At 52.0% G+C, this 16,495-nt stretch carries 12 protein-coding genes; 1 reads left to right on the top strand and 11 read right to left on the bottom strand.

Going from position 1 to position 16,495, the window contains the following annotated elements; genetic code table 11:
• Window positions 1-41: 41 nt before the first annotated feature.
• The 3 genes from SBI19_RS02935 to SBI19_RS02925 are packed head-to-tail and all read right to left on the bottom strand — an operon-like array spanning window position 42 to window position 3,361.
• On the bottom strand, window positions 42-812 hold the full coding sequence (locus tag SBI19_RS02935; RefSeq protein ID WP_317964769.1) for a helix-turn-helix transcriptional regulator: 771 nt from the start codon (window positions 810-812) through the stop codon (window positions 42-44).
• Window positions 742-1,578, bottom strand: coding sequence for a response regulator (locus SBI19_RS02930; RefSeq protein WP_317964767.1), 837 nt, complete (start codon window positions 1,576-1,578; stop codon window positions 742-744). Before SBI19_RS02930 ends, SBI19_RS02935 begins: the two co-directional genes overlap by 71 nt.
• A complete protein-coding gene (locus SBI19_RS02925) occupies window positions 1,559-3,361 on the bottom strand; it encodes a cache domain-containing sensor histidine kinase (protein WP_317964765.1) in 1,803 nt (600 codons plus the stop codon). The genes SBI19_RS02930 and SBI19_RS02925 overlap by 20 nt, the downstream gene beginning before the upstream one ends.
• A gap of 288 nt (window positions 3,362-3,649) precedes the next feature.
• On the opposite strand from SBI19_RS02925, the gene SBI19_RS02920 reads away from it, so the two are divergent.
• The gene (locus SBI19_RS02920) at window positions 3,650-5,722 is read left to right on the top strand and encodes a CBM35 domain-containing protein (protein WP_317964763.1); all 2,073 of its coding nucleotides are present in this window, start codon (window positions 3,650-3,652) and stop codon (window positions 5,720-5,722) included.
• Window positions 5,723-5,850: 128 nt separating this feature from the next.
• Here the strand turns inward: SBI19_RS02920 and SBI19_RS02915 are convergent, their stop codons facing one another.
• From SBI19_RS02915 to SBI19_RS02880, 8 genes are all read right to left on the bottom strand, one after another.
• The gene (locus SBI19_RS02915; protein WP_317964761.1) at window positions 5,851-6,210 is read right to left on the bottom strand and encodes a histidine kinase; all 360 of its coding nucleotides are present in this window, start codon (window positions 6,208-6,210) and stop codon (window positions 5,851-5,853) included.
• Between the two features lie 30 nt (window positions 6,211-6,240).
• Complete coding sequence (locus SBI19_RS02910; RefSeq protein ID WP_317964759.1) at window positions 6,241-6,777, bottom strand: hypothetical protein; 537 nt, start codon at window positions 6,775-6,777, stop codon at window positions 6,241-6,243.
• Window positions 6,778-7,295: 518 nt separating this feature from the next.
• Entirely contained in the window at window positions 7,296-9,419 is a 2,124-nt protein-coding gene (locus SBI19_RS02905; RefSeq protein WP_317964757.1) for an alpha-galactosidase, read from the bottom strand.
• A 6-nt stretch (window positions 9,420-9,425) separates the two neighbouring features.
• Window positions 9,426-10,271: a carbohydrate ABC transporter permease gene (locus SBI19_RS02900; RefSeq protein WP_317964755.1), complete on the bottom strand. Its 846-nt coding sequence runs from the start codon at window positions 10,269-10,271 to the stop codon at window positions 9,426-9,428.
• Window positions 10,272-10,275: 4 nt separating this feature from the next.
• Window positions 10,276-11,214: a carbohydrate ABC transporter permease gene (locus SBI19_RS02895; protein ID WP_317964753.1), complete on the bottom strand. Its 939-nt coding sequence runs from the start codon at window positions 11,212-11,214 to the stop codon at window positions 10,276-10,278.
• A gap of 223 nt (window positions 11,215-11,437) precedes the next feature.
• Window positions 11,438-12,760 carry an ABC transporter substrate-binding protein gene (locus SBI19_RS02890; protein WP_317964751.1) on the bottom strand — a complete coding sequence of 441 codons (1,323 nt, stop codon included), beginning with the start codon at window positions 12,758-12,760 and terminating at the stop codon, window positions 11,438-11,440.
• 178 nt (window positions 12,761-12,938) lie between these two features.
• Window positions 12,939-14,555 (bottom strand): response regulator transcription factor, encoded by a 1,617-nt coding sequence (locus SBI19_RS02885; protein ID WP_317964749.1) that lies wholly within the window; start codon window positions 14,553-14,555, stop codon window positions 12,939-12,941.
• Window position 14,556: 1 nt separating this feature from the next.
• On the bottom strand, window positions 14,557-16,299 hold the full coding sequence (locus tag SBI19_RS02880) for a cache domain-containing sensor histidine kinase (protein ID WP_317964747.1): 1,743 nt from the start codon (window positions 16,297-16,299) through the stop codon (window positions 14,557-14,559).
• Window positions 16,300-16,495 lie beyond the last annotated feature (196 nt).

Raw genomic sequence — 16,495 nt, 5'->3', positions numbered from 1 at the left:
ACATATTTCATGTGACTTTCTATCTATTTACATGCCAACCTCTATCTCGCATTTAGTTTCTGATACTCACCTGGCGTCATCCCAGTCGCTTCCTTGAACACGCGAGAAAAATATTTGGGGTCCGGGTACCCAACCTGTTGCGCAATCTCGAACGTGCGGAGCTCGCTTCCGAGCAGCAGCTCCTTCGCTTTGCGAAGCCTTAGCTCTCTTATGTACACGGAGAAAGGCCGTCCGACCTCCTTGTTGAATTGACCGCTTAGATAAGCCATCGTCACATGAAGGTTATCCGCAATCTCATCGAGCGTAATGCCTTCGGCATACTGCTCCTGGACGATCCGAACCGCTTTCTGAATGAGCAGACTGTACTGAGGTGCATCTGCCGGCGACTCTATTGCACACAATGCCTCTACGATCCGGTTCATCGCCTGCTCATATTGTCCGATGGAGCGGATGTCTCGCAGCGACCGCTGCCATTCGCTCTGGAGCGGCTCCGGCAGCATGAATCCATGCACATCGCCTGCCAGCTTCAGCATATAAGAAACGAATCGGATGCTGTATTCGATCGTCAATACGGGTCCGTACTTCACGTCCTTGAACTCGTTCACCCAATGAGCGAACTGCTTCTCGATCTCTTGGCGGCTTGCGGTCACGACCGCACGAGAGCACTTGCCCTCCAGCAGCAGCGGATACGGCAGCTCTCTTAAAGCGAGCCGGCTCACGTCCTCTCGGCGGATCGGGCGCTTATTGCCGAGCACCATAGACCACTTCGCCAGCTCCAGCAGCTCTTCCATATCCCGCTTCAGATGGGACAAGCCGCTCTACTTCGCCAAGGCAGTATTGCACCTCGCAGCCCGTTTTGCCGATTGCAGGAAGAAGACGCTCCTCCACGAGCTGAGAAGCTTCGAAACCTGCGTCACGGGCCTGTGCAACGCCAACCAAGATGCCGCGTGAAGCAACACCGAATACGGCACAACTACCGATCGTTCGCCATTCCGATTCCAGCAGCGCTCGCATATTCGATGGCTGTTTGTCTGTTGATTCGCCATAAGCAATAACTGATAGATGACAAGGCAGATCGTCCCGGAAACCAAGCTTCGCACGAATGCGTGATTCCTGCTGGACCGCTTCATCACCCGTCGAGTCCATTAATCGCAGAAACATGAAATCGATCGTTCCCGGCTCCTCTTCCACCGCCGCTCGCACCTGCTGCTGCAGGTCCGCCCGCACATTATCGAGCGCTTCGCGCAGATCCGGCACCGTGATCGGCTTCTCCAAATAGTCGCTCACGCTCATCTTCAGCGCCTTCTGCGCATATTCGAACTCGGAATACCCCGTTAGAATAATCATTTTGTGCCGGAGGCCTCGGCCCCTTAGTTGACTCAACATATCCAAGCCTGACATGCCCGGCATATTAATATCGGTAATGACCAGATCCGGTCTCGTCTGCTCGATTACAGCCAGTCCATCGATTCCGTTAGCGGCCTCGCCTACCACCTCATCGCCTAGGTCCAGCCTCCCGATGAGACGAATCAGTCCCTCTCTGGAGTTATGTTCATCCTCAACTACGACGATTCGCATATTCATCTTCTCCTTCCGTATCGATAGGCAGCGTAATGGTGACGATCGTTCCTTGGCCCAACTCGCTCTGAATATCGAGATGGCCCCTGCTTCCGTAATAGCTGCGAATACGATCGGCGACATTGCGGACGCCTAGTCCGCTGCCAGCCGCTTCGTCCTCCTGTCGATCCTCCGAGATGAGCGACTTCCTCTTCGACTCCGACATGCCAAGACCGTTATCTTCGATTCGAATCATCAGCTGGTTCGTATCCAGCTCCTTCACGACGATCCGAATCAGTCCGCCGCTGTTCACGCCATAGAAGCCGTGGATGATTGCATTCTCAATGAAAGGCTGAAGCGTCAGCTTATGCACCTGATAGCGATAGAGCGCCTCCGGACATTCGACCTCACAATTGAAGGACGAGCGGAATCGATGCTGCTGCAGAAATACATACGAGTTCATCCACTTCAGCTCTTCGCGCAGCGTCACGCGCTTGTTGCTGTCCTTCACGCTGTACCGAAGAATTTGCGCCAGCTCCTTCAGCATCTGACTGATCTGGTACTCTTCTTTCTCGATCGCCATCCAGTTAATAGAATCCAGCGTATTGTATAGAAAATGCGGATTGATCTGCGCCTCCAACGCCCGAATCTCCGCTTCCTTCTGCTTCTCGACGGCACGCTTTGATTCATTCATCAGCTCGCTGACCCGAAGCATCATCTTATTGAAGCTGAGCGCAATGACGGATAAGTCATCATGCGCCGTACCTTCTACCTGAACGTCCAACGTCCCATGCTGAGCGGTCCGCATCGCCTTCAAAATGCGCCTGATCGAACGGGTAAGCCTTCCTGAGAATATCGTGATCAGAACAATCGTCAGTACCGCTGCTGCTAGCCCGGAATAAAGCGTAATGGTCTGCATCGCATACATCTCGCGGAACAATTGATTCTGATCGACGAGATTGTTCACCCATAGATGGCTGGTAGGGTTATAGTACGTGTTCAAAATGGTAGAATCGGTCACGATATTACTTACATTCATACCGATCTGAGACTTGTCTGGAGAGGAGACGATGGTGCCTGACCCATCCGTTAGAAAATTCCGCTTGTTCAGCCGGGGCGAACCCGCAGCGGCGCTCGACTCTTCGAGATTGATCGCTTCCGTGAGCACGGACTCGTACACCGTAATGACGGCCACGCCAATGGGTTCTAGGCTGGCAACATTGAGATCGCTTAATTGTCTGGCGAGATGGAAGCCATATTGCTCGTTGTTGTTGATCGTATCGATCTTCAGAGGCGGCGTAATGACGGACCGCCCTTTCCCTTCCAATGCCTGCTGGTAGATCGGCAGATGGATAAGGTCCTTCTCGCTGGACCACAAATTATCGTAGGGAGAGCCGGTCTGCCGGTCGTACGTGATGAGCGTATTATTCGATGTAAATATCGCAATGCTGCGAATGCCTTCCTTCGCATAGGAGTATCGCGACAATATGTTAATGAGCTTGCGCCTGCTGAACTCTAGCGAGTCCGCAGCAGGGTCGTTGATTTCTTTGACTAAACTCATGACGTTATCGTCGGTGAACACTTGGAAGAGAAGATCCTCGTAATTTTGCAGCGAAGTGTCCAGATTCTTCGAGGTTTGCAGCAGATTCACATTAATGAGATCGTTCATATTCTTCTTCATGGCTACAGTCGACGTGTAGTACGACATCATCTCAACCGCGAGTATGGGGAGGAGGCTGACGAGCAGGAACGTGACGAGCAATTTGTTACGGAAGCTGATGCCTTTCTTGAACGGCTTATCCATCCGATCTCTTCCCTTTCTTATGCGTCTATATGTACTAATCATACGATAGCACGGTTGTTATGAAAGCGTTTTTAAGGTGGAAATTTTATAGAAAAGTAGACAAATATAAGGAACATTTAATATTTTCCACTTATCGCAAAAGATTAGAGTGGAACTTAAATCCAATACCAGTTAGCGTATTGGCTGAAAGGAGGAGATTTGAATTGAACGCGCTTTCAAGAGAAAGCGGACAGATGCTGCACATGAACATGATGACATGATGCAATCACAACAATTGGAGGTTGAATAATGAGTTCGATCAAGTTAGGTGCAAAAATGAAGAAACCCCTGCTGTTCGGGATGTTGACGGCGCTTGGCGCAAGCCTCGCAGGCGTCTCCCCTGCCTATGCTGCAACTTCGCTGACGGTTGATCTATCGAGTGTTATCGGTCCCGTTACGCATAGCGCAGCAGGATCGCTCTATGGCGTCATCGAGAATCAACCGGACAACAACCTGATTCTGCCGCTGCATGCCCGAGCCTATAACAACCCGGCGGTAAGCGGCTATCAACAGCCATGGGGCGCAGCGATTCCGGTCGCTCAGAAGCTTGCAGGTACAGGTAGCCAAGTATCGATCCGCCTCGCCGACTGGTTCACGGGCTGGTACGACTACACCAACTTGAATGACTGGTTCAATAAGATGACGACGACGGTCAATGCCGTGAAGTCCGCCGGTCTTACGAATGTGTACGGTTACGAGCTGTGGAACGAACCGGACGGCACGTGGAAAGGCAAATATGTCGGCGGCCTCGACTACAGCGACAGCTATGTTCAGTTTACGGTAAATGTGCCTACTTCGAAGGCTTACACGATGACAATCCGTTATGCGAACGGTTCCGGTGCCAGCTCCACGCACAGCTTGAGCGTTAATGGCGGCAGCGCATCGACCGTTACATACGCGAATTCGGGCGGGTATTTCGTTAGCGGCAGCGCGTCGCAGGTCGATGTAAACGTTAATCTGAATGCTGGCAATAACACCATTCGTTTGACCAAGGGTTCAACCGGCTATGCCGAGATCGACTATATCGATATCGCCGGCGCTAGTCAGGGACGCTATGAAGCCGAGAATGCAACGGTTAATCATGCAACCGTTTACAACTCCGGCTACGCATCCTCGAATGCGAGCGGCAACTTGACGTTTCGCGAGTTTTTCAGCCAGTCGTATAAGAAGCTGAAGCAGCTGGACTCGACAGCAAGAGCGATTGGACCTGAATACGCAGGCTACAGCCACAATGCGATGCTCGATTTCATGACGTATCAGAAGTCGCAGAATACGGTACCCGACATTAGCGGCTGGCATCAGCTCGGCGGCGAGAATTTCACGGCCAACTTCAACGACTATCGCGCGATCGAGAGCTCACTAGGTATATCGGCAAGACCGATCTCGATTAATGAGTACAGCGGCGCCTCATGGATTAATGATGAAGGCAAGCCAGGCGCTGTCGCTCCGCTGATCGCGAAGTTCGAGCGGCTGAGGGTTGATACTGCGATGCAAAGCTACTGGGACGTGCCGAATCCGGGACGGCTGGGTAGTTTATTAGCAAGCTCCACGCAGCGCAACGGCGGCTGGTGGTTCTACAAGTGGTACGGCGATATGACGGGCAACATGGTGTCCGTTACGCCGCCGAACGTGAACAGCGCGACAGCTTTGGATGGCTTCGCCAATGTGGATTCTTCGCGCCAATATGCGAGCGTTTTGTTCGGGGGAGTCACTGATGGAACGGTTAATGCCGTTATCAAGAACTTCCCGTCGTTCTTCGGAACGAATGGCAGCAAGGTGCATGTACGCGTCGACTGGACGCCATTCGTCAACCGGTCCACGGCGGTGAACGCCACGAATACACTTCTTGAAGGCGATTATACAATCTCGAACAACCAGATCACCGTCTCGATGAGCGGCTTGTACAACAATGACGGCTACCGAATCTATATTACGCCTTACGGTCAGGCAACGAATGTATATGAGGCAGAGAATGCCGTGGTCAGCCACGCGAATATCGCGTCCGGCACGAGCGCTTCCGGGGGCAAATACGTCGCACAGATGGACTATAGCGACAGCTACGTGGACTTCTACGTGAAGGTGCCTACGACGAAGACGTACACAATGACGATTCGCTATGCGAACGGCACGGGGGCCAATTCGACGCATGGCATCGCGTACAACAACGGCGCTTGGGGGACGGTCACCTATCCGGCCACCGCAGGATGGGGCCAATTCGGAACGGTCAACGTGAACGTCAATCTGACCGCGGGGGACAACATTATCCGTCTGGCGAAAGGTGCTACGGGGTACGCGGAGTTGGATAGTATTACGTTGAACTAACACTCTTGTTAGTGTGTTAGCCTATAAAACAAGCAAGCCCTCTACAGGAGGGCTTGCTTGTTTTATAGGAGATGCCGTGCTTCATCGCAGTTGTTCGAACACGTCTGATCGGTCGTCACAACGTTGCTCTAATCTTTATGATCATTCATATATGTTATGAATTCCTCATGTAGTGCGATTTCGTTTTCATTTAAAGGAATTCTTGTGTCCAGATCAACGATATCGAGTTTCATTTTATCAACTAGTGCACTTCCATGATCAAACATAACAAGTATGGAGTGTATAACGCCTTCAATAATTTCATCTTGATTTTTTCTAAATGCCTCAATAGCATCAACAGTTTGAATTGTTTGCTGTAAAGTTTTAATTGCATCCTCATGTTCGGTCAAAATTAAATCAAACGTAGGATCTAATCGTTTCGTTGCTGCCTCCACCCATTCGTCCTTGATTTGCTTTAAATGTTCAAAAAAATATTCAAGTTGACTCATCAGAGCACCTCCGAATAAGTTAGTACCATTTCATAAATTGTTAACTAGCAAGGTCGTATAAGCCGCACCCTGGTAGAATAGTTTGATTTCCATATCCGTTAAGGATTCCTCACTCTTCAACTTGTTCAATTCCTCATCCGTTACGGCGTCCTTCAGAAGATCGATACTTACTAGTACTTTCATGCCCGCATCAGTTCGCTCTAGGATCGAATAACCGTTAGAATATCCCGATTCACTCCTCCCCCAAACCTGCTGAGCCTCTCCACTAAATTGCAGCCCTACACCGATCTCCTTCAATTGTTTGTCCGACAAAGCTGTATTCAGAATGACATCATATTGTATACCTCTGAATGTCGTCTGATCATCCACGAACGAAATATCTCTCATTTGTACCTCATCGATTTGTATGGCATCAATCGCGGGAATCTTAGGAATGACCGCCTCTGTCTCTACCGTGTCTGTTGCGCTGCAGCCGCTGAGTATAGAAGAAATAAGTACAACAAGTACCATGAACCATCTCGCACGAGACAAATTAAAACGACTCAATAACGCCAAATCTGCTTCCACCCAAACTCCAACCTCCAATACGACGATCTAGCAACCAGTTACCACAAGCATTATGTATTATTTTAACTATAATACTTCCATTTGGAATGACCTAGAAAGACTATTTCATCCGAAGAACTCTCTCATACGGTAGCGGACGACACGATGCCTGCATTTTGTATAGGCTTTTCAGACTCACACATTACTAAGTTGGGTAAGCCTGCATTTAAGGCATGCTTTTCCGGCAAATTTGCTAATCCCGGTGGTCTCGGGGCAAAATGCCTGCACATTCTGCATGTTTGAGTACTGTTAAGCACCTTTTCGCTCGAAAAAGATGTACATTTCGCAGGCTTGCTAGGCGTCCAACGCAACGGTACACGCGCCCTACCGAAGAACAATATAGTTACTTGTACGGGATGAGCAGCGACTGACGGGTATGAGCCAGAGAGTCACAACAAATAAAACCGCCCCCTCAGCACCTTACGTGCTGAGGGGGCGGCTCCACGGCAGCGTCATCGCGACACCGCGCAATTCACATTCTACTGCTTCTTTCTCACTTCAAAAATCCGAGCCGTCTTGCGCTCATGCAGCTGGACGGACAGCGAGCCGTCCTCGCGGTTCCAGCCCCACTGGGCTGGTCCTTCGGATGGGTACAGCAGCGACACCTCAGCGTCGACTTGCTTCCACTCCGCCGGCAGCGGAAGTACGCACGTAGGCGATTCGCCCTCGAGCCTCCATACGGCGAGGAGCAGTCCTTCGTCGTCGGCCAAGCCGAACGACATCCAGCCGTTGTTGAAGCGCGGCATGCCGAGCGGCCATACGGGACGAGCGAATGGGATGCGCTCCCGATACGTCTTATACGCCGCGATGCCTTCAGCAACCAACTTAAAGCTCTCCTCCGCTATCTCCGCAAGATGCCCGCTCTGGTGAATGCGCAGCAGCATGCTGTTGACCATGTTGAAGATGACTTCTTCACGATCCCCATTCTGCATCGGGTACGACCAGACCGCGCACTGCTCCGGTGTGACGAGCGATGAAGATGCTGCCGCGATAACGCCGTTCTTCACATAGTCTGTCTGGTCGCTGCTCGACTGAATGCTGTGACGGCTGAGCAGGGCATAGTCGAGACGCATGCCGCCGCTGCCGCAGTTCTCGATGATAAGCCCTTCATGCCGAGCGAACACTGCATCAAGCCAATCCAAGTAAGCGCGGTTATGCTCGAGCAGTCCGTCACCGAAGCTGTCAGCACCAACCTCCGTACCGATGCCCGCATTGATGTTGTAGTCCATCTTGATATAGCCAGCACCATACTCCCCGACTACGCGGTCCATGACTGAGTCCGCATACGCCCGAGCTTCCGGATTGCGGAAGTCCAGCTGGTACCGACCATGATCGATGACTCGCTTCCCATGCCGCATGAAGAACCAGTCGTCCGGCAGCTTGTCCGCAAGGCGACAATTGATGCCCATCACCTCGATCTCGAGCCACAGCCCTGGAACCATGCCCTTTGAACGGATATAGTCCAGCACTTCCTCGATTCCGCCAGGGAATCGAGCCGCAGACGGCAGCCATTCGCCGACGCCATCCCACCACTCGCCATCCGAATACCAGCCGCAGTCGATGCAGTAGATCTCACAGCCGGCAGCAGCCGCGGCATCAATGAGCGGCAGCAGCTTCTCCGTCGTCGGATCGCCGAACAGACAGTTCATATAGTCGTTGAAAATAACCGGAAGCTTCACGTTGTCCGCATGGAAGCTGCGAATGCGACGGCGATACGCATTCATCAGCACCGCCGCGTTATCCAGTCCCCCTGCTACTACACCAACGCAAGCTGTCACAGACTCGAATACCTCGCCTGGCTGAAGCTCCTTCCACCAGCCATGCTCCGCATCCGTCGGCCCGCTCAGCTGGACATACAGCTGCCCGGTCATGTCGCTGATTTCCCAATGCCACGAGCCGTTATGCTCAATCTGCCAGACGTGTCCCACGCCAGTCTCCACGTTCGCCGCATAGCCCATCGGCGCATACTGCGACGTCGACCAAGTGCCCGTCGAACCATATGACAGACGCTTCATCGAGAATTCGTTCACCTCATGGAAGCCAAGCTCGGACAGACGGTACGTGTGCCACTGCGCTTCGCCGTACCACGTATTATGCGGAATGCTGAGTCGAATCTTCTCTTCCCGCGTGCCGAGCCCACCGCTGTCGATGCCCGTCAACGCAAAGGAAGAGACATACTCGAGGCCGATAGGAGCAGCACCCTTATTCTCCAGCTCCGTCCACGTCCGAACGACCGACAGCCCGTTATAGAATTGCATCACGCTGCGAACCTCAAGCCCCGTTACATCGTCGACCAAGTGCCACACCAATCGCCGACCGACTTCACCGGCCACCGAAGAGGAAGCGAGATCCACGAGCTTCACCAGCCGCAGCCGCTTGCCCGGCGTTGTGCCGGTATGCTTGGAGCCGTGATGGTCGTTATGGTTCTCACCGCTCGCATGCACCTCGACCAAACGATACTTGGCCCTCTTCTTCTCCGGCCACTCTTCATACTCGGCCCCAGCCTCAGCCAAGCCCATATATAAAAACCGGACGTCGCCAGTTTCCGTAATCTCGAACAACAGATGCAGGCCATTCTCTTGTATTCGAATCCATTCGCTCATTGCACGTTACCCCTTTACTGCTCCGGCAGTCATGCCTTCTACCAGGAATTTTTGCAAGAATACAAACAAGATGACGATCGGCAGAACGCTCAGTACAGAGGATGCCATCAAGCTGCCCCAATCCGTCTGATACAGCCCCTTGAACAAGCTGATGCCCGGCGTAAGCGTCCGATGCGCCTCATCGTTGATGAAGACGAAGCCGAACATGAATTCATTCCATGCGTTAAGGAATGCGAACAACGACGTTGCCACAAGGCTCGGCAGCGACACCGGAAGCAGAATACGGAAGATGATGCCCACTCGCGTGCAGCCATCGATCTCTGCCGATTCCTCCATCTCGACCGGAATGGAATCGAAGAAGCTCTTCATCATGAACGTGCACAGCGGTACCGTGAAGGTCGTGTAAGCCAGAATCAAGGACGCATAGGAATTGATAAGACCCAGGTTCTTCATAACCAAGTACAAAGGAATCAGCAGCAGTACGCCTGGAATCATCTGCGACAGCAGCATCGCGACGCTGAACAGCTTAACGCCCTTGAAGCGGCCGTATCGGCTAAGCGCATAACCGGTGAAGATCGAGATAAGCAGCGATGCGACCGTTGTGATCGTAGCGATCATTAAACTATTTTTGAAAAAGGTTAGGAACTTCGAGTTGTTGAGTACGTTGTCGAAGTGCTTGAACGTCGGCGAAGAAATCCAGAAGGATGGATCGACCGTGCGGATCTCCGCATCCGGTTTGAGCGATGTTACGACCATCCATAGGAACGGGAACAAGCAGTATACCGAGAATCCAAGCAGGACGACATAGGTTAGAATCGTTAGAAAACGTTGTTTGCCGCGGCTGATCAGCATGGTGTCACCCCCTATTTTTCTTAACAGTCATCATGTAGTAGATCACGAAGCAAGCCATCATGAAGCCAAGCATGAGCGACGCGAGTGCGGATGCGTTACCGAAGTTGTAATCCTGCATTGCATAGCGGTAGATCATAATCGGCAGCGTCTCCGAAGAGTAAAGCGGACCGCCTTCGGTCATAACCCAGATGAAGTCGAAGTTAATGGCCGTCCAGATGACATGGATGAAAATCATCGTAAGCGATACCGTCTTCAACTGCGGCAGCACGATGTAGAAAAACCTTTTCCGCACGCCTGCGCCGTCGATTGCCGCCGCCTCGATAATGTCACGGGACACCGATTGCAGACCAGCGAGCAAGCTGATCGTGAAGAACGGGAAGCTCCGCCAGATGTTGACGAAGACGACCGTCAGCAGTGCCGTGTCAAGTTCGCCGAGCCAGTATACCGGTTCATCGAGAATGTGCAATTTCACAAGCCATAGGTTGATAATGCCGTAGTCCGGCGTCAGCATCCACGTCCACGTCAGACCTGCGACCACGATCGGAACGACCCAAGGCACGATAATAATGGCGCGGAAAGCCGTTCTGCCTTTAATTTTCTGATTCAATGCAAAAGCCGAGATTAGTCCCAGCACATACTCGCCTGCAACCGAGAGCACTGTCCACACGACCGTATTCCACAGCGCTTTGCGGAAATATTCGTTATGGATGACTTCCGAATAGTTCGCTAGACCAGCCCAACCGCTAAGCGCCTTGTTCATCAGGTTCTTGTATTGGAAGCTGTCCCACAGCACCGTTACGAGCGGATAAGCATTCATCGCAAGGAAGAACAATACGGCAGGGAGTACGAATAGATAAGCGACTCTCTTTATTCTCTTCTCTCTAAGCGTCATGCCGAACTTGCGTTTGATTTTAGTCGGACGCTCCAGCTCTAGTTGTGTCATCTATCATTCTCACTCCATTTCCGGGGGTATGAAAAAACCTCTATCGCTGCCTATACAAGGATGAGCGACCGCGTGTAGAGGTAGGTTTTGTCGCCAATAAGAATTTGTTTCTCCTGCAGACTGGGAGCTAATAAATTCTTATGTGGAACAAAAAACAAGCATGGGCTTCGATGCTCTCAACCTGCTGACAAGCCCATGCTTGCTCGTGCGAAATCATTTGAAATTAGCTTGCGCTTAGCTCACCTGTTTTCTTCAAGCTGTCATTGATTGCGCCGGACAACCACTTCGCAACTTCCTCAGCCGAATCGTTCTTCAGCAGCGCGCGAGCGAGCGAATCTTCCATCGCCTTCGTGATGCCGCCTAGCGATACAGCCGGGAATACGACGCCTTGCTCTGCAAGTGCCATGAAGTCTTTGCCCCAGCCGCTGTCGACTTGTTGGTCGCTGCGTGCGCTCTTGCCTGGGTTAACCACTTGCTGATAGTCAGCACCCAGCAGGAACGATGCAAGCTCCCAAGCTTGATCCGGATGCTCCGATTTGTAGACGTACAGCGGCGCGATCTCCATGAACGTAGCTGGTGTTGCTGCGGAAGGAGGTGCTGCGACCTTCACGTCTTTCATGCCTTCTGGATTCTCGGAGCTGCGTCCTTCGATCCACATGCCGTCAACAACCATCGCGTATTGCGCCAGTACGAAGTTCTGGTCTTCCTCTTCCCAGCCCCATGTCTTCGCATCGGCTTTGATCGTCTTCGAGGACAGCAGATTTTGATAAAACTTGAACACTTCAGCAGCCTTAGCCAGTTGATCCGGATTGTCCTGCCACGTATTCTTGTATTTGCCGTCCGCTTGCTTATCCGCAAGGGTAAGACCGTTCTGAGCCAGGTACATGATCAATTCCTGCGGCGAACGTACGCCTGCTCCGGCGATGCCGAATGCCTCTTTGCCTGTCTTCTCCTTGATCGTCGCGCCAGCTGCGATCAGTTCATCCCACGTCTTAGGCGGTGCCGTCAGGCCCGCTGCCTTCAGAATATCTTCGTGGTAGAGCAGTGCGCGAATGCCCAAGTAGTTCGGCAGTGCTTTCACTTTGCCATCGATCGTCAGTGCTTCCATAACGTTCGGGAAGATATTGCCTTTGTCCGCCCATTTGTCCACATAAGGCGTCAGGTCAGCCAGCGCGTCCATATTGTTGAGCTCGCCGAACCATTCGGACAGGCCCCAACTCAGGTCTGGCGTATCGCCGGCATTGATTGCAGCTACCAGCTTGTCATGCATAACATCATATGAAATGACTTGCAGATTCACGTCGATATCCGCGTGAGCGTCATCGAACTCTTTGACCTTCGCTTGGATATTCTTGCCTTCGTCCGTGCTCGGATCAAGCGCTGCCCAGAAATCGAGCGTAACCTTTTCATTGCTGGTCGTCGCCTGTGAACCTTCTGTCGATGTGTTGTCTTTGTTCGTGCTGTCGTCACTGCTGCCGCATGCTGAAAGCGCGGTGGTCAATAGTACAGCAGCAGTTAGGGTACTGATTCTCTTTGTAGCTTTCATATGAACCCCTCCGTGTTACGTATTGTGCTTACATTGCTCATTATAGGACGCTCCTGCGAGCCTCGGTATGCCGCCAAATTCATGTGAATGTCGAAAATATTCAGGTTACCCTGTTCGCAACAATATAAAAGGTGGAGCCTATTCAGATACACAGGCCCCACCAGTGTTAATAAGTAGACTATTCGGCTTGTTGTCTAGCGAACTGCCGATATTCGGTCGGTTTCATCCCGGTATGCTTGCGGAATACTTGGCTGAAATACCGCTGATCCGAGTAGCCGACATAGTCGGCGATCTCGTAGGTTTTAAGCTCGCTCTGCTCGAGCAGCTGCTTCGAGTGCTCCATCCGAAGCGCGGTAAGATATTCGACGAAGTTCTCGCCGATCGTATTCTTGAACAACGAGCAGAAGTAGTTTTTGTTCATATAGAACTTCTGAGCGATATCATCCAGCGTCACGTCGCGATAGTTGAGATCGATATACTGCTTCACGACCTCCATCAACTGACGGCCGTTCTTCAGCTTCGTTGTCGATAACGCCTTCGTCAGCCGATCTTGAATGAGCGTACTGATCGCTTGCTGCGCTTGTTCCGTACGCACCTCTTGGATGCCGGCTCTTGCTTCGCCCAATTGCTGAAGCGCAGCCTCGTCGTGACCGCCGGCAAATTCCAGCTTCGCCAACAGCTCGGAAGCGGCCTTCTTCCATTCGGTCGCGCTCATCTTCGCCAGCATGGCTGCACTGAATGCCTCATTGAGCTTATCAAGCAGAAGCGCTTTATCGCGGAGCGCCCCCGTACCTAGAAACATATCGAGCAGCATGTTCACTTCCTGCCAGCTCTCGACCGGCTTCACATGATTAGCTGCTGCTGTAGTAGCTTGGCCGTAGATTGCGATGCTCTCATCGCCGCCAAGCCGCAGCGATTCCAGCGCTTGAACAGCTTCCGCGTAAGCTGCGGCCAACTTGCTGATGCGCTGCTTCGGCGCACTTGCGCCGATTCGCAGCCGGACGCGAAGGTAACGTTCCGCCGCGCTTCGCAGCTTATCGAGGTCGGATGGCAGCCAGTCGACCGGCCGCTCTGAGTGCGAGAGCAGAACGACGAACTCTGCCGCCTTCTGCAGGTTGCGGAAGACAAGCGTCTGCTTGCCGACCGTTTCTTGGATCATGTTCCGCGCAGCGAATAGGAACGTATTCCGATCGCCGCCGAATCGCCGCTGGATATGCTCGTCTGCCTCTGTTATTTTGACAACGATGGTTGTGAAACGTCCCTCTGGCAATGCAATCATAAGCTGCTCGGCACGGACATGCAGCTCGTTCTCATCGAGCTGACCTGTAACGGCAGCCTGCATGAACAGCTCGTCGTGCATCAGCACGAGCCCCTGATTCAGCACCGCCTTCTCATTAATCCGGTCCGACTGGGACTGATGCTCTTGGCGAAGCTCATCAACGGCGCGGCCTAACACCGACAGCAGCTCCGCTTCCTTAATCGGCTTGAGCAAGTAATCGTAAGCATCCCGCTTGAAGGCCGTACGTGTATAGTCAAAATCGCCATAACCGCTGAGCACGATCACTTTGGCCGGATGGTTCATCTGTTGCAGCCACTCGAGCAGCCCGAGCCCATCCATCATCGGCATCCGAATATCCGTTACAATAATGTTCGGCATCAGCTGCTCCGCCAGCCTTCTCGCTTCTTCACCATTATAAGCATGGCCAACAATTTCCCAGCCAAGCTGCTCCCATGGGATTAATGCAGTCAGCTGTTCATGTACAGTCCGCTCATCATCGACAATAAGGAATCGCATATTATTGTGCCTCCTTCCACGGCAAACGGAATATGACGCATGTTCCCGTACCTTTCTTGCTTCGAATACGAATGCCATAATCCTCGCCGCAGATCAGTCTAATACGGGAATGGACATTGACGAGCCCGATGGAGCCTTCTCGGCGATCGTTATGTGACTGCTGCTGTTGCAGCGGCAGTTGGGCTTGTGGTCCAAGCAGGTCTTGTAAGCCGCGTTTCTCCAACTCGCCCATCCCTACGCCGTTATCGAGTACATAGATATAGAGCGCGCCTTCCTCTCGGTCGATCCGTGCTGACAGCTTCAGCAGCTGGCGTTCATTATGACTTGGAATGAGGCCATGCTCGACGGCGTTCTCCACGATCGGTTGAAGAATCAGCTTCGGTATCTGAATGTTCGCTATTTCCGGCGGGATCACAATTCGTGTATGAATGTTACCTTGGAACCGTTTGTTGATAATAACGAGATAGTTGCGAATATGCATAATCTCGTCGCGCACGGACACCCATTCATTCTGGATATTCATGTTGTAGCGGTACATATTGCTGAGCGATCGACAGATCAGCTTAAGGTCGGGAACGTTCTTCACCTCGGCAATGCCCGCCATCATCTGCAGCGTATTGAATAGAAAATGCGGCGAGATCTGCGCTTGCAGCGCCTTGATCTGCGTCTCCTGATTCGTCAATTGCAGCTTCAGATCATGTTCGATAAGCTGCTGAATCTGCTCGGCCATTCGATTGAATTGGTGGCCGAGATAGCCGATCTCGTCATCGGTCATCACGTCAACCCGCGCATCATAGTCGCCGATTTGGATGCGAACCATTTTGCGATGCATATGAACGATCGGTTTCGTCATGCTGTAGCTGAGCCATAACGAGATGGCGATCGCGAGAATCGCTGTGCCGATGATCGTAAGGATCGCGACATTCCGATAAAGCATCTGCTGCGGATTTCGCTCGAACGAGTAGGAGAGTTTCCAGTCCGAATCGCCCAGCTCGGTCGTGACTTGTTTGCTGCTCTGGCTGCGCGCCCCTGTCGGCATGTTAGATTTGACCCCGGCTTTCTCGGGATCGGTATGGTAGACAGCATAGCCGGCAGCGTCTGTTACGACAAACTCACCTTTGTACAGGAAGTTGTACGTCTCGACGATATTGCGGAAGCTCTGCTCCTTCATATCGATGACGAGCAGCCCGGACGGCTTGCCCCGATAGCGGACAGGGTATAGATATTGAATAATCGGTTCATTGTATAGGCTCGTGTAGCGAATAACCGTCTTCGGCTTGTCGCCCGCCTGCTTAGACAGAAGCAGCAGCGAGCGATAATAAGCGGAATCCATGTCGGGGTACAACTTCGGGAAGAAGTTGCCGAGCACCTCTTCGTCGGAGCGGATGAGATACATCCCGAGGATGTCTTTGACGCGCGATTGGTTGTAAACGGATAAGAAATATTCATGGATATCGCGAACGGTATCGTACGTCCGGCTGTCGCTTAGAAATTCCTTATTCAGTGCGATGCTTTCAATAAGATCCGAATTGGAGTAAATTTGGTAAGCGGTTTCATTTAAGGCCAGCGAATATTCATTGATGCGCTGCTTCAGATCAAGCTCGATGCGGCTTCTGGCCAAGTCGCTGTCCTTCTTCATATCCTGCGAGACTTGGTACAAAATAATGCCCGACGTAATCGCGAGCGGCATCGCGGTCGTCAGCATGAGCGCAAGGAAGATTTTCATCCGGATCCGGTTGAACATGCGGGGATCGTTCTCCTTTGGTGTTGCTTCAATTATCGTGCATCTATTGTGAAGGATAATGTGCAACATAACAATCGAAATATTTAACTGGAATGTTTAAAATATTCAGGTGGGAGACTGTAAAGTCGAGTAACTGTTCGGGTACTACGTTGACGAATATTCTTCCGATCAATGAGCTGTCGCTTTATACCACTTC

The organism is Paenibacillus sp. CCS19, from assembly GCF_033239625.1.
Taxonomy (GTDB): domain Bacteria; phylum Bacillota; class Bacilli; order Paenibacillales; family Paenibacillaceae; genus Paenibacillus_T.
This window is presented reverse-complemented; position numbering and strand designations above follow the sequence as displayed.

Bases quoted from the DNA above. Each gene is read 5' to 3' on its own strand.
- SBI19_RS02930 (WP_317964767.1), bottom strand. From the start codon at position 1,578: ATGCGAATCGTCGTAGTTGAGGATGAACATAACTCCAGAGAGGGACTG.
- SBI19_RS02925 (WP_317964765.1), bottom strand. From the start codon at position 3,361: ATGGATAAGCCGTTCAAGAAAGGCATCAGCTTCCGTAACAAATTGCTC.
- SBI19_RS02920 (WP_317964763.1), top strand. From the start codon at position 3,650: ATGAGTTCGATCAAGTTAGGTGCAAAAATGAAGAAACCCCTGCTGTTC.
- SBI19_RS02915 (WP_317964761.1), bottom strand. From the start codon at position 6,210: ATGAGTCAACTTGAATATTTTTTTGAACATTTAAAGCAAATCAAGGAC.
- SBI19_RS02905 (WP_317964757.1), bottom strand. From the start codon at position 9,419: ATGAGCGAATGGATTCGAATACAAGAGAATGGCCTGCATCTGTTGTTC.
- SBI19_RS02900 (WP_317964755.1), bottom strand. From the start codon at position 10,271: ATGCTGATCAGCCGCGGCAAACAACGTTTTCTAACGATTCTAACCTAT.
- SBI19_RS02895 (WP_317964753.1), bottom strand. From the start codon at position 11,214: ATGACACAACTAGAGCTGGAGCGTCCGACTAAAATCAAACGCAAGTTC.
- SBI19_RS02890 (WP_317964751.1), bottom strand. From the start codon at position 12,760: ATGAAAGCTACAAAGAGAATCAGTACCCTAACTGCTGCTGTACTATTG.
- SBI19_RS02885 (WP_317964749.1), bottom strand. From the start codon at position 14,555: ATGCGATTCCTTATTGTCGATGATGAGCGGACTGTACATGAACAGCTG.
- SBI19_RS02880 (WP_317964747.1), bottom strand. From the start codon at position 16,299: ATGTTCAACCGGATCCGGATGAAAATCTTCCTTGCGCTCATGCTGACG.